The sequence below is a fragment of the Streptomyces sp. NBC_00448 genome (assembly GCF_036014115.1).
Taxonomy (GTDB): domain Bacteria; phylum Actinomycetota; class Actinomycetes; order Streptomycetales; family Streptomycetaceae; genus Actinacidiphila.
The window spans coordinates 4,330,249-4,342,624 of record NZ_CP107913.1 but is presented as its reverse complement, the minus strand read 5'-3'; the positions used below and the strand labels follow the sequence as shown (position 1 = coordinate 4,342,624).

Below are 12,376 nucleotides of genomic sequence, written 5' to 3'. Positions count from 1 at the left end.
GTGCTCGGGGGTCGGACGGGGTGTCCTGGAGCTGTACTCCGAGAATCCTGGGGGAGACCGCACGATGTCCTCACGTATATGGCGCAGATGGGCGGCCACTCTGGCCGCGATGGCGGTCACCTTGTTCGGAGGGGCGCTGACCACCGGCTCTGCCCACGCGGACGACGGGTCCGCACCGACCCTGTCCGCCAGGACGCCGGTCGGGCTCGCGGTGCCCGACGACGGCGACGGCCAGGTCAGCTGGGGGCTGGACTCGAAGGGCAGCACCCTTCACGACGTGCGCGTCACCGTCGACATCACCGGCATCAGCTCCTTCGTCACGAGCCCCGACCACTACTGCGTCGACGACGTGTGCACCTTCGACATCGGTGACGTCGGCGCGAACGGCACCGGCGGCATCGTCGACATCAGGACCAAGCCGGGCGCCGCGCTCGGCGACAGCGGCACCGCCGTCATCACCGCGACCGCGTCCGGCGTGACGATCGCCCCCTTCACCGTCAAGGTGAGCGTCGGCGCGGTCGACCTGGTCGTCCACACCCTCGCGCAGACCGAGAACGTCAAGCCCGGCACCACTCTGACCAAGCCGCTCACCGTGTCCAACATCGGCTCGCTGACCGCCGCGACCACGGACTACCGGTTCGCGATCTCCCCGGGCCTGTCCTTCGCGACGCACTTCCCGAACTGCGACTACGCCGATGCCGCCGGGAAATGGGAGGCGACGGTCGCGACGTGCCACTTCTCCACGCCGATCGAGCCCGGCAAGAGGTACCAGCTGTCCACGCCGCTGAAGCTCGACGTGAAGAAGTCCGCGCTCTACGAGATCTTCTCCTACGCGCCGACGGCCACCTCCACCAGCGTGCCGGCGGCGCCCAAGAGCACCAGCGCCGCCGACCTGACGCTCGTGCCGGACGGCAACGCGCAGTCGGGCGACGTCGCCCAGCAGGGACAGCAGAGCATCGACGCGGCCAACACCGCCGACATCGCTCTCACCGGTGACACCGCCACGGCCAAGCCCGGCGACACGGCCACGCTGACCGCCACGGCCACCAACCACGGGCCGGCCACCGTCGACCGCTACACGTACGACGACCAGCTCACGGTGATGGTCGACATCCCCAAGGGCACCACCGCCACGCAGGTGCCCGCCGGGTGCGTCCCGTGGGACAACGGCACGCGCGATCCCGCGCTCGGCGCTCCGCAGTACACGTGCGACCTCGACGGCATCTTCGACAGCGGCCACACGCAGAAGCTGACCTTCAAGGTGAAGGTGGGCGCCGACGCCCCGGCCACGACCAGCGGCACCGTGGTCGCGCAGCTCGCCGACCTGGGCACGCCGCCGTACGACAGCCACCTGGACAACAACAAGGCGGCCTTCACCGTGAACGTGCCGGGAGGCGCCTCGACCGGCACCGGCGCCGGCTCCACCGGCGGCTCGGGCAGCACCGGTGGCGGCAACCAGAACTCCACCCAGACCGGCACGACTTCCGGGACCTCCGGCAGCTCCGGCAGCACGGGCGGCGACGCCCCGTCCGCCACCGGCTCGCTCGCCCACACCGGCAGCGACGGCACGATGACCATCGCGCTCACCTCCGCCGCGGCCCTGGCCCTCGGCGGCGCGGTCTTCGCCCTCGCCCGCAGCCGCAGGACCCGCATCCGCGCCCGCGCCTGACCGCACTCACCCCACCACCGCGGCCCGCGGGACGTTCACTCCAGGAACGCCCCGCGGGCCGCGGCACGCGCAGTCCTGGGGTGGGCGGATCTGAGGGCGGGCCTTCTGAGGTCGGGTAGTCCGAGGGCGCGCGGATCTGCTTGAGCGCTGCCTGATCCGAGGCGCGGCGGTGCCGGCGTGGACCCGGTGGAAGCCGAGGGAAGAATCGAGGCGGCCATGTCCGGCTCATGCCGTCCGGCACGCGGCGGCCCAGCAGGCGGACGCGCGGAATTCTGTGGTACCCCCAACGGGATTCGAACCCGTGCTACCGCCTTGAAAGGGCGGCGTCCTGGGCCACTAGACGATGAGGGCTGGGGCCTGCCGTGGTGGCCTCGCGGCGCACTTCGGGGACCCCGGAAGCATAGGGGATGGGTCGGGGGAACGGCAAAACGGTTAGGCCGTGTTTTGGAAGCCCCTCCCCCCCTGCCTTCGGCGGGGGAGGTGCCCCCATCCCGTGGCGCCTGGCACGCACGCTCTCCCCCTGCCTTCGGCGGGAGGTGCCCCCAGCGTTGTCGGGCTTGTCCGAGTAGGCCCACTACGAGGACAACCCTCCGCCTTGCGATCTGGGGGCACCCCCACGCCGAAGGCTGTGGGGGAGCACCAGACGCCACGGGCCCCGCCCTTTGGGCGGACGGCGCTACTTCCAAAACACGGCCTAGGCGGGGTGGCGCGGTGCGGTTGGCACCGGTGCGGGGGCGGGTTGCGGGGGATGGGCGGGGGCGGGGCGGGAAGAATGGGGGCGTGCTGGAGATGAGCCGGGAGCAGTTCGAGGAACTGGTCGGCGAGGCGCTGGACCGGGTCCCCGCCGAGCTGACCCGTTTGATGGACAACGTGGCGGTCTTCGTCGAGGACGAACCGGAGCCGGGCAGCCCGGAGTTGCTGGGGCTGTACGAGGGGACCCCGCTGACCGAGCGCGGCGAGTGGTACGCGGGGGTGCTGCCGGACCGGATCACGGTCTACCGCGGCCCGACCCTGCGGATGTGCGCCACCCGGGAGGAGGTGGTGGCCGAGACGGAGGTCACCGTCGTGCACGAGATCGCCCACCACTTCGGGATCGACGACGAACGGCTGCACGCGCTGGGCTACGGCTGACCGTACGGTACGGGCGCGGGCCGGTCCGGGCGGGCCCGGGCGGGTGCGGGCGTGTCCTGGCGGGCCGCGTCCGCGTTGGTCAGGGCGACACCCCCGGGCGCGCGCGGCGGAGCGAGAAGCTGCCGGCGCAGCCGCATGACGTGCGCGCGCCCCGCTCCGACCCCCACCCGAGGTGCCGACGTGCTGCCCGATGTGCTGCCAGTCCCCGCCGCCCCCACGGCCCCCGCCCCACCGGCCGGGCCGGCCGAGCCCGCCTCCACCCCCGTACGCCCCCCGCGCCCGCCCCGTGCGGCGGTCCGCGCCGGCGTGCGCGCCGCCGCCCTGGTGACGCTCGTGGCCGCGGGCGTGGCCGCCTGCGTCAGCACGGGCAGCGAGTCGCCCGACTCGAAGGCGTCCACCCGGGCCCCGGCCGGCGCGGCGGGGGGCGCGGCCGCCCGGTCCGGCGGCGGACCGTACGCGCCGCAGCGGGGCGGGGCGTACACCGGGAAGTCGCCGCACTCCGGGCGGGACGGCGCGGCCTCGCCCGGCAGCAGAGCGACCCCGTCGGACGGCGCGACGCGGGTGACCGGCGTCACGCCCGGTACCGGAAAGCCGCGGCCGACCGCCCAGGGCTCGCCGACCGCCGTACCGACCAGCGCCGCGCCCTCGGGCCGCCCGTCGGACCCCGCCCCGCCGAGCATCCCCGCGGCGCCCACCGGACCGGCCGACCCGACGGCGGGCACCGGCGGCGACTCCGCGGGTGCCGGCGGGGTCGGCGGGGCGGGCGATTCCGCCGGTGCCGACGCGGGCGCCGACGCCGCGAAACACCGGCCCGTACGTGCTCTCAGCAGGTGATTCGCGAAAGCGACGCCTGATGCGTATGCTGGTAGATCGTTTGATCCCACCTGCCTGGCGCCTGATTGATACGCGCCCCGTGGCGCGTTCCTTTTCTCCTGTGGCTGACCGCATCGAGGCGGTTGTAAGCAACCTGCGGAGCTGGCGCGTGCCGTAAGTCTCCGAGAGGTTTAGCTTCAGCATGTCCAATGACAGTGCCGACCGTTCCACCCTGCCCGAGAACGCGGCTGACGCCGCCGTCACGGCAAGCACCACCGCGACCGTGACCGTCGCCGACGAGCCGGCCGAGATCGCGGAGTCCGCGGCGCCCGTGCGGTCCGCCGACGCCGTGCGGTCCGCTGACGCCGTGGCGCCCACCGACGCCACCGAGGCCGACGAGCCCACCGACGCCGCCGAGGCCGAGGAACCGGCCGAGCCCACCGTCACCTTCGCCGACCTCGGCCTCCCCGAGGCCATCGTCCGCAAGCTCACCCAGAACCAGGTCGTCAGCCCCTTCCCGATCCAGGCCGCGACCATCCCGGACGCCCTGGCCGGCCAGGACATCCTCGGGCGCGGCCAGACCGGCTCCGGCAAGACCCTCGCCTTCGGCCTGCCGCTGCTCACCCTGCTCTCCGGCGGCCGCACCGAGCGCAAGCACCCCCGCGGTGTGATCCTCACCCCGACCCGCGAGCTGGCGATGCAGGTCGCCGACGCCCTCCAGCCGTACGGCGACGTGCTCGGCCTGAAGATGAAGGTCGTCTGCGGCGGCACCTCCATGCAGAACCAGATCTACGCCCTCGAACGCGGCGTGGACGTGCTGGTCGCCACCCCCGGCCGGCTGCGCGACCTGATCAACCGGGGCGCCGCCTCGCTCGACCAGGTGCAGATCGCCGTCCTCGACGAGGCCGACCAGATGGCCGACATGGGCTTCCTGCCCGAGGTCACCGAGATCCTGGACCTGGTCCCGGCCGGCGGCCAGCGGCTGCTGTTCTCCGCCACCCTGGAGAACGAGATCGACACCCTCGTCCGCCGCTACCTGGTCGACCCGGTCACCCACGAAGTGGACGCCGCCCAGGGCGCGGTGACCACCATGAGCCACCACGTGCTCGTCGTGAAGCCGAAGGACAAGGCGCCGGTCACCGCGGCGATCGCCGCCCGCAAGGGCCGCACCATCATCTTCGTCCGCACCCAGATGGGCGCCGACCGCGTCGCCGAGCAGCTGATCGAGGCCGGCGTGCGCGCCGACGCGCTGCACGGCGGCATGACCCAGGGCGCGCGGACCCGCACCCTGGAGGACTTCAAGGGCGGGCACGTCAACGTGCTGGTCGCCACCGACGTCGCCGCCCGCGGCATCCACGTGGACGGCATCGACCTGGTGCTCAACGTCGACCCGGCCGGCGACCACAAGGACTACCTGCACCGCTCGGGCCGTACCGCCCGCGCCGGCCAGTCCGGCACGGTCGTCTCGTTGGCCCTGCCGCACCAGCGCAAGCAGATCTTCCGGCTGATGGAGGACGCGGGCGTCGACGCCTCGCGCCATGTCATCGGCGGCGCGGGCGTGTTCGACGACGACGTGGCCCGGATCACCGGCGCGCGCTCGCTCACCGATGTGCAGGCCGACGCGGTGCAGAACGCGGCCTCCCAGGCCGAGCGCGAAGTCGCCGAGCTGACCAAGCAGTTGGAGCGGCTGCAGCGCCGGGCGAACGAGCTGCGCGAGGAGGCGGACCGGCTCACCGCGCGTTCCGCCCGCGAGCGTGGCGAGGACCCGGAGGAGGCGGTGGCCGCGAAGGCCGCCGAACTCGCCGCGGAAGCCGCCGCCGCAGCCGCCGCGGCGGCCGTGCCCGAGCCGCGCGAGGAGCGGTCGTCGTACCAGCGGCGCGACGACCGGGGGAACTTCGAGCGCCGCGACGACCGGCGGGACGACCGCCGCGACTCGCGTCCCTCGTACCGCAACGACCGCGACCGCCGGGACGACCGCGGCGGCGACCGTCGTGACGCGCGCCCCGCGTACAACCGCGACGACCGGCGGGACGACCGCCGCGACTCCCGCCCGTCCTCCTCGTCCTCGTCCTCGTCGTCCTACGGTGACCGGAACCGCCGCGACTCCCGTCCGTCGTACGGCGACCGGGACCGCCGTGACGCCCGCCCGGCCTACAACCGCGACGACCGCCGCGACTCCCGTCCGTCCTACGGCGACCGGGACCGCCGCGACGCCCGTCCCGCGTACAACCGCGACGACCGGCGCCCGTCCTACGAGCGGCGCGACGACCGGCCGTTCAACCGCGACCGCCGCGACTCCCGCCCGTCGTACGGCGACCGGGACCGCCGTCCGTCCTTCGGCGGCAGCGGCGAGCGCGACAGCCGCCCGTCGTCGTCGTACAACCGCGACAACGCGCCGACGTCGTACGGTGACCGCAAGCCGCGGTGGAAGCGGAACGGCTGACCGCCGCTTCCGGTAATCCAGTTGGTCCGGGCCCGGGCCCTGCGTGCGAACGCGGGGCCCGGGCCCGCCCGCGTTCCGGGGCCCGGGCGCCCTGGACAGGCGGTGTCCGCGGCTCGCACCATGCTCCGATGAGCGAGGCGGGGGACAGCGGCGGCGGGCGGATACGGGCGCGCACGGGGACGAGGGCGCGCGCCGGGACGAGGGCGCAGGGCGCGGACGGGCTGCGGGCGAACCGTGACTGGCGGGCGCTGTGGCTGGGGCAGGCCGTCTCCGTGGTCGGGGACTACGTCTTCGACGTCACCGTGGTGGTCTGGATCAGCGCGGTCGTCGCCAAGGGCCAGAGCTGGGGGCCGGCGGCGGTCGGCGCCGTGCTCGTCGTGGCCGCCGTGCCGGTCTTCACGGTCGGGCCGCTCGCGGGCGTCTACGCCGACCGGTGGGACCACCGCAGGACCATGCTCGCCGCCGACCTGGTGCGGGTCTTCCTCACGCTCACGCTGCTGGCCGTCCCCGCGGCCGGCGACGCCATGCCGCTGTCTGTACGGCTCGGCTTCATCTACGTGGTGGTGGCGCTCAACGCGACGGCCGCGCAGTTCTTCGGGCCGGCCCGCTTCGCCCTGATCAGCCGTACGGTGCCGCCGGAGGACCGGGCGCGGGCGGCGGGGCTGACGCAGGCGAGTTCGAGCGTGGCCGCGGTGATCGGGCCGCCGTTGGCCGCGCCGCTGTTCTTCTCGTTGGGGGTGGGGTGGGCACTGGCGGCGAACGCGGCGTCGTTCGGGGTGTCGTTCCTGGCGGTGCGGAGGGTGGGGCGGGGCGGGAATTCGGGTGCGGGTGCGGATTCGGGTGCGGGTGGCGCGGGTTCGGGTGCGGATGTCCCGGTGCCGGCTTCCGTGGAGCCGTCTTCGGCCGAGCCGTCTTCGGCGGAACCGTCGTCCGGTGCCGTACGGACCGGCTTCTTCGCCGAGTTCCGCGCGGGCATCAGCGCCTTCGCCGGCAACCGGACCCTGGTCACGCTCTGCCTCGCCGCTGCCGTCGCCATGACCGGCGTCGGCGCCCTCAACGCCCTCGACGCCTTCTTCGTCAGCGACAACCTGCACGCCGACATCAAGTGGCTGGGCTTCCTCAACGCCGCCTTCGGCGCGGGCTCCGTCGCGGGCGCCCTCCTCGCCGGCTATGCGGTACGACTCATCGGCGGCCACCGGGTGTTCTCGCTCGGCCTGCTGATCACCGGCGTGCTCATGGTCGCCTACTCCCGTACCACCGCCCTGCCCTGGGCCATAGCCCTCCTCTTCCTCGCGGGTCTGCCGCTCACCGCGCTCAACACCGTCATCGGACCCCTGATCATGAGCATCACCCCCAAGGAACTCCTCGGCCGGACCATCTCCGTCATCAACCCGGCGATCCAGCTCGCCTCCGTCCTGTCCATGGCCCTGGCCTCCCTCCTGACCAGCACCGTCCTGCTCCACTTCCACGGCACCCTGCTCGGGGTCCACTTCGGCCGGATCGACACCGTCTTCACCGTCGCGGCCCTGTTCGTGACCGCCGCCGGCCTCTTCTCCCTCCTCACCCTCCGCCCGCCCCCGGACTGACCCCCACCGACCCCCCCGCGAATCCCTGCACCCCTCCCACCTCCCACCCCGTTATGCTGTCGGTGCGGGCCGCTAGCTCAATTGGCAGAGCAGTGGACTTTTAATCCATTGGTTGTGGGTTCGAGTCCCACGCGGCCTACCGCGTCCGGGCGCCAGACGGTGGCCCTGACCAGCGGATACGGGTGCCCCGGTCGCCTTCGGGCGGGCGGGGCACTGCTGCGCCGGGCGCCGCGCTGGAGCGATGCGTGGTGCGTGGCGGCCTCCGGCCGGGTTGCAAGCGCAGGCAACGGGCTATTCCTCATCCAGGAGTTCGGCGGCCGCCTTGGGGTCCATCAAGGTCGACCAGGCCTGCTCCGCGGGGAGGAGGGAGCGGCTGGGCAGGGCGTACTCGGGGTACCAGGCGGTGGGCTCGCATCCTGGGACGCAGCGAAGGACGACAGCGGTCAGGTCGTCGGGCACGGAGCCGGTGATGCGAACCGCCACGTAGGTCTCATGGCCGTCCTCGGCGCGCACGAGGACACCGAGACGGAACGTGGCGAAGTCCGTAGCGTGTTCATGCCCGTCGTGCAGTGATCCACGGGTCAGTTGGCGGATCGCCGAGGCCAGGCGGCGTACGAGGCGGGTGCCGGCTTCGAGTTGATAACGGTCGTGATCGTCCTTGGTGGGCAGGAGATGGCCCACGTAGGTCCTGCCGGCCAGGGTTTGGCGGTGGCCGGCGTTGTAGCGAGCTCGTGCTGCTTGTGCGTCGGTCTCCAGCGCTGCGTAGAAGTCGTCTGACGACCCGTCCTCGCGCTGTCCGGCGGCGACGAGCCAGGGCAGGTCCAGATCCTGATCGGTCCACACCGCTCCGCGCCATCTCTGGACCTTGACCTTGAACAGGATCTCGTCGTCGACGGCGCGGATGCGTTCGTGGCCACGCTTCTCGTCGCCGAAGAGTTCCCGGGCTTTCTGGAGGAGGGGATGATCCAACTCGTCGAGCGGTTTCCGCGCCGAGGGCAGCGCCGACTTCAGGTCTTCGCGAAGCGTGCGAAGGGTGGGGCGAGCGGGCTGCACGGTCAGTCGTCCTCGCCTACACCGCCGAGTTCCCTTATCCGCTCGGGTGACAGCCCGGTCAGGAGCGAAACGTTCGATTCGAGAGAGCCGTCGAGCTTGCGCATCTTCTCCACCATGCTGGCGCGGACCTCTTCGCGCCGGATCTCCAGGTAGGTCCGGACCGCTGCGGCGACCAGGTCCTTCTTGGTCATCCCGAGGAAGTGGGCGCCATCCGCGATCAGCTCGTCCACGGCCGCATCCACCTTCAAGGGCGCTGTTGCACGAGCTGCCCTGCCCTGCGCCTTCTTGGCGATCTCCACAGTCAACCTCCTGGTACCACATGGTACTCCTATCCTTAGGCGCCGCGAGTGGTCGGCGTCCGCCGGTCGAGGAAGGCATGCTTCTGAGCGGGGACCTGGTGCTTCCGGGGGCACGGCCTAGCCCGCTGCTCGCCCGGGCGGGCGCTTCGCGGATCGGTGGGTGTCGTTGCGTGCCCAGTCGCTCCGGGCCTCGACGAGCGCCGGTCGTACGTGGTGGTCCAGCACGTCGGCGTGGGCGCGGAAGGTCGTGGCGAGTTCGGTGATGTCGTCGGGGCCCAGGGCTTCGAGGCGGTAGTCGTCGACGAGGTGGAAGTTGAAGACCGGGACGCGCAGGTCGGGCTCGGTCGCGTAAGGGTCGCAGTCGATGCTGCCGCAGAAGACGGGGGCGGCGTCGTCACGGCCCTGGTCGTCCGGCGTCTGCAGGGTGAGCTTGAGGATCTGGCCGCAAATCTCTTGGTGGTGGTTGATGTCGCTGAGCGCGATGCCGAGGCGGTCGACGGGGAGTTGGTGCCCGCTGGGGTCGTCGGTGGCCCAGGGCGGGAGGAGGCCGCTGATGCTGAAGCCGGTGTCCGTGGCGATGGTCCAGGTGCGGGGCTGATCCGTGGCGGGCATGCAGGCTCCTCGGGCGGGGTGTCGGGTCGGGTGGAACAGCCGTCAGGCATTCGGGTCGTTGAGGTCGATCGGGGTGAAGTCGGCGAGGCGCATGATCAGTTGGTGGGCACGGACCCACGGCAGGCAGGCGTCGCTGAAGGCGATGGGGTCGGAGTCCGCGATCCTGGGGCCGGTGCGGGTGGGGACGTAGCGGACGCCGTTGACGCCGCTGGGGAAGAACATCCGGACGCGGACGGCCGTGTGGCTGTCGCGCAGGTGGGGGCAGGCGCGAGTGGAGCGTTGGGCGCAGGGGCGGCAGACCGGCGGGTGGGCGGTGTCCTCCTCGCCGGGGAGGAGTTCCTCGGGGCGGGCGTCGATGAGCCAGAGCACGCCGTCGGAGGTGCGGTCGGCCGGCCCGCCGCAGATCTGGCAGCGCAGCCCGGACATCGCGAGGCGCTGCCGCAGGCTGTGGACCGCCCCGAATCGGGGTTCCCCACGCCCGGGTTGGGACGGCGTGCGCGACCACAGCACGCCACGCTGGTCCCGGTCGTACGCCCGCTCGTCGGCGTACCGGATGCCCCGCCCGTCCCGCCGCGCCACGACGGGCATCGGCCCGTCCCGCTCCCCGCTCCACAGGGTCACGTACGGCACCGAGAGGCCGGGCGGGCGCCGCGACGACTCGTCCTGCCGGCCGGTGGCGCTGGTCTCCACCTGGGATACGGTCTTTGTCCGTGTGTGCATGGTGTGGTCGCCTTTTCCTTTTGGGCGGTGCTGACGAACCCGTGCCGGGCACGGGCGCCGTTGCATCCGGAGAAGCAACGGAGCACGCTCAGTAGATGACTGCGTGCCGCATCCAGGAGACTCCAGCGGGTGACTCCGCTACGGAGTCAGGGGAGGGCACAGACCACCGCGTCGAATCGCTGCCGTGACGGAGGAAGCAACCGTGGGCCGTGCACCGGAGGATCTCCGCGATGTCGTCGCCGGCCTGCTCGCCGACAGTCGGCTCCTTACGGCCTGTGCTGAGCGCGACATGGGGACGTTGTTCCGGCTGCTCAACCACCGAGGCATCAGCACCAGACGCATCGCCGGCGCGGTGGACATCGGGCAGGGCCGACTCTACGAGTACATGAACGGTAAGAGCAGGGTGGAGAAGCTCGTCGTCTTCGAGCAGATCGCCGATGCCTTTCACATCCCGGGGCACCTACTGGGTTTGGCAAGGCGTCCGTGGGAGCCTGCCGCACCTGTGACACCTTCCGTTCCCGGACCAGCCGCATCCGTACCCGACGAAGACGACATGGCAGCCATGGATGCCTTCCGCAACGCGGATCGGCAGGCGGGCGGTGGGCGTCTTTACCAGGCAGTTGTCCGGCACCTGACCGAGACCATCGGTCCTCGTCTGGTCGATGCCGACAGTGGTCCCCAGACCTTGGCGGTGGCCGCCGCCCTCACCGAGATGGCAGGCTGGATGGCCCACGACTCCGGGCACGACGAACTGGCCGGTCGCCACTTCAACCGTGCGCTTCCCCTCGCCCGCGCGGCGGGCGACACCCCACTCGCTGCCGGAATCGCGGCCAGCAACAGCCACCTCGCTTTACAAACCGGCGATCCCTCCGCAGCCGTGCATTGGGCCCGTACGGGGCTGGACACTGTGGCGCGGGGCGCTGCGGTCCCGGCGCTGGCCGCGCGCCTGCACGCCATGTCCGCCCGAGCTTTGGCGGCTGCCGGTCAGCCCACCGCGGCTCTGCGCGCGCTCGACCGGGCGGAGCAACTCCTCGACGGCAAGGCCGAGTCCGACCTTGCCTGGCTGAGCCCCTTCGACGCAGCAGCTCTCGCCACCGAGTCCGCCCTCGTCCTGAGGGACCTCGAACGCTACGACCACGCCCAGGCCAGCGCCGAGCATGCGATCCGCCTCCGCGAGACGGGCCGCGCACGGTCCCTGGCTTTCAACCGCATCACCCTGGCCACTGTTCATGTGCGACAGCGCGACCTGGAATCCGCCATCGCGGTCGGACACGAGTTGCTTGCCGCGGACCCCAACCTCGGCTCCGTCCGCGTCGTCCGCCAACTCGACGGCCTGAGCGAGTTACTTGAACCCCAACGCGCCCACCCACCGGTCCGTGCTTTCCTCGCGCGCTTCGACGACGCCCGACGCGCCAGAGTGCTCCTGCTCGCCGACGTCCTCTTCCCGCCCCGCGGAGGCATCACCCCATGAGGCCCACCCCAGCCGACCCCGAAGCCTGGAATGCCTACCTCGCCGAGGGCAACGCCACTCAAGCCCGCAAACGCGTCTCCGCCGACGTCCTGCTGCGTGACGAGGAAGGCCGGGTGCTCCTGGTCAAGCCGACCTACAAGCCGGGGTGGGACCTGCCGGGAGGCATGGCCGAGGCCAACGAATCGCCGGACGACGCCGCCCGCCGCGAACTCAAGGAGGAACTCGGCCTCGACGTCACCCTTCACGGCCTCCTCGTCGTCGACTGGGTTCCCCCACACGGCCCTTGGGACGACCTGCTCGCCTTCATCTTCGACGGCGGCACCCTCACCTCCGAACAGGCCGCTCGACTTTCTCCTCGCGACGGAGAGCTCTCCGACACGGTATTTCTCGCGCCGACGAGAGCGGTTCGGCAAGTCGGCGACCGCCTGGCCAGAAGGATCGAGACAGCGCTGGCATCCCTTCCCCATCCTCCGGCGGACCTTCTCCACGACGGTACATAGCGCAACTCCGGTCACCCGACTGGATCGTCGGCCTTCTCGCCCACGGTCGGCGGTGCGTCTCCTGGTCTGCTGCGCGGCC

The 12,376-nt window shown here is 72.0% G+C and carries 11 protein-coding genes and 2 tRNA genes; 8 read left to right on the top strand and 5 right to left on the bottom strand.

Annotated elements, in window-relative coordinates; all coding sequences use genetic code 11:
• Positions 1-64: 64 nt before the first annotated feature.
• Positions 65-1,669, top strand: a complete 1,605-nt coding sequence (locus tag OG370_RS18305; RefSeq protein WP_328465597.1) for a hypothetical protein — start codon at positions 65-67, stop codon at positions 1,667-1,669.
• Positions 1,670-1,944: 275 nt separating this feature from the next.
• Here OG370_RS18305 and OG370_RS18300 read toward each other — a convergent pair.
• A tRNA-Glu gene (locus OG370_RS18300) sits at positions 1,945-2,020 on the bottom strand.
• Positions 2,021-2,449: 429 nt separating this feature from the next.
• On the opposite strand from OG370_RS18300, the gene OG370_RS18295 reads away from it, so the two are divergent.
• The 5 genes from OG370_RS18295 (at position 2,450) to OG370_RS18275 (ending at position 7,781) form a co-directional block, all read left to right on the top strand.
• Positions 2,450-2,800, top strand: a complete 351-nt coding sequence (locus OG370_RS18295) for a metallopeptidase family protein (RefSeq protein WP_328465595.1) — start codon at positions 2,450-2,452, stop codon at positions 2,798-2,800.
• 180 nt (positions 2,801-2,980) lie between these two features.
• Positions 2,981-3,634, top strand: coding sequence for a hypothetical protein (locus OG370_RS18290; RefSeq protein WP_328465593.1), 654 nt, complete (start codon positions 2,981-2,983; stop codon positions 3,632-3,634).
• Positions 3,635-3,815: 181 nt separating this feature from the next.
• Positions 3,816-6,056, top strand: a complete 2,241-nt coding sequence (locus OG370_RS18285; protein ID WP_328465591.1) for a DEAD/DEAH box helicase — start codon at positions 3,816-3,818, stop codon at positions 6,054-6,056.
• 128 nt (positions 6,057-6,184) lie between these two features.
• Positions 6,185-7,642: an MFS transporter gene (locus OG370_RS18280; protein WP_328465589.1), complete on the top strand. Its 1,458-nt coding sequence runs from the start codon at positions 6,185-6,187 to the stop codon at positions 7,640-7,642.
• Positions 7,643-7,708: 66 nt separating this feature from the next.
• Positions 7,709-7,781, top strand: a tRNA-Lys gene (locus OG370_RS18275).
• Positions 7,782-7,933: 152 nt separating this feature from the next.
• On the opposite strand, the gene OG370_RS18270 is transcribed toward OG370_RS18275, so the two are convergent.
• The 4 genes from OG370_RS18270 to OG370_RS18255 all read right to left on the bottom strand — a co-directional run bounded on the left by OG370_RS18270 (position 7,934) and on the right by OG370_RS18255 (position 10,326).
• Complete coding sequence (locus OG370_RS18270) at positions 7,934-8,695, bottom strand: hypothetical protein (protein ID WP_328465587.1); 762 nt, start codon at positions 8,693-8,695, stop codon at positions 7,934-7,936.
• Positions 8,696-8,697: 2 nt separating this feature from the next.
• Positions 8,698-8,994, bottom strand: coding sequence for a hypothetical protein (locus OG370_RS18265; protein ID WP_328465585.1), 297 nt, complete (start codon positions 8,992-8,994; stop codon positions 8,698-8,700).
• A 117-nt stretch (positions 8,995-9,111) separates the two neighbouring features.
• Complete coding sequence (locus OG370_RS18260) at positions 9,112-9,606, bottom strand: DUF6907 domain-containing protein (protein WP_328465583.1); 495 nt, start codon at positions 9,604-9,606, stop codon at positions 9,112-9,114.
• Positions 9,607-9,648: 42 nt separating this feature from the next.
• Complete coding sequence (locus OG370_RS18255) at positions 9,649-10,326, bottom strand: hypothetical protein (RefSeq protein ID WP_328465581.1); 678 nt, start codon at positions 10,324-10,326, stop codon at positions 9,649-9,651.
• A gap of 184 nt (positions 10,327-10,510) precedes the next feature.
• On the opposite strand from OG370_RS18255, the gene OG370_RS18250 reads away from it, so the two are divergent.
• Together OG370_RS18250 and OG370_RS18245 are read left to right on the top strand one after the other, a co-directional pair.
• On the top strand, positions 10,511-11,797 hold the full coding sequence (locus tag OG370_RS18250; RefSeq protein ID WP_328465579.1) for an XRE family transcriptional regulator: 1,287 nt from the start codon (positions 10,511-10,513) through the stop codon (positions 11,795-11,797).
• A complete protein-coding gene (locus OG370_RS18245; RefSeq protein WP_328465577.1) occupies positions 11,794-12,297 on the top strand; it encodes an NUDIX hydrolase in 504 nt (167 codons plus the stop codon). Before OG370_RS18250 ends, OG370_RS18245 begins: the two co-directional genes overlap by 4 nt.
• Positions 12,298-12,376 lie beyond the last annotated feature (79 nt).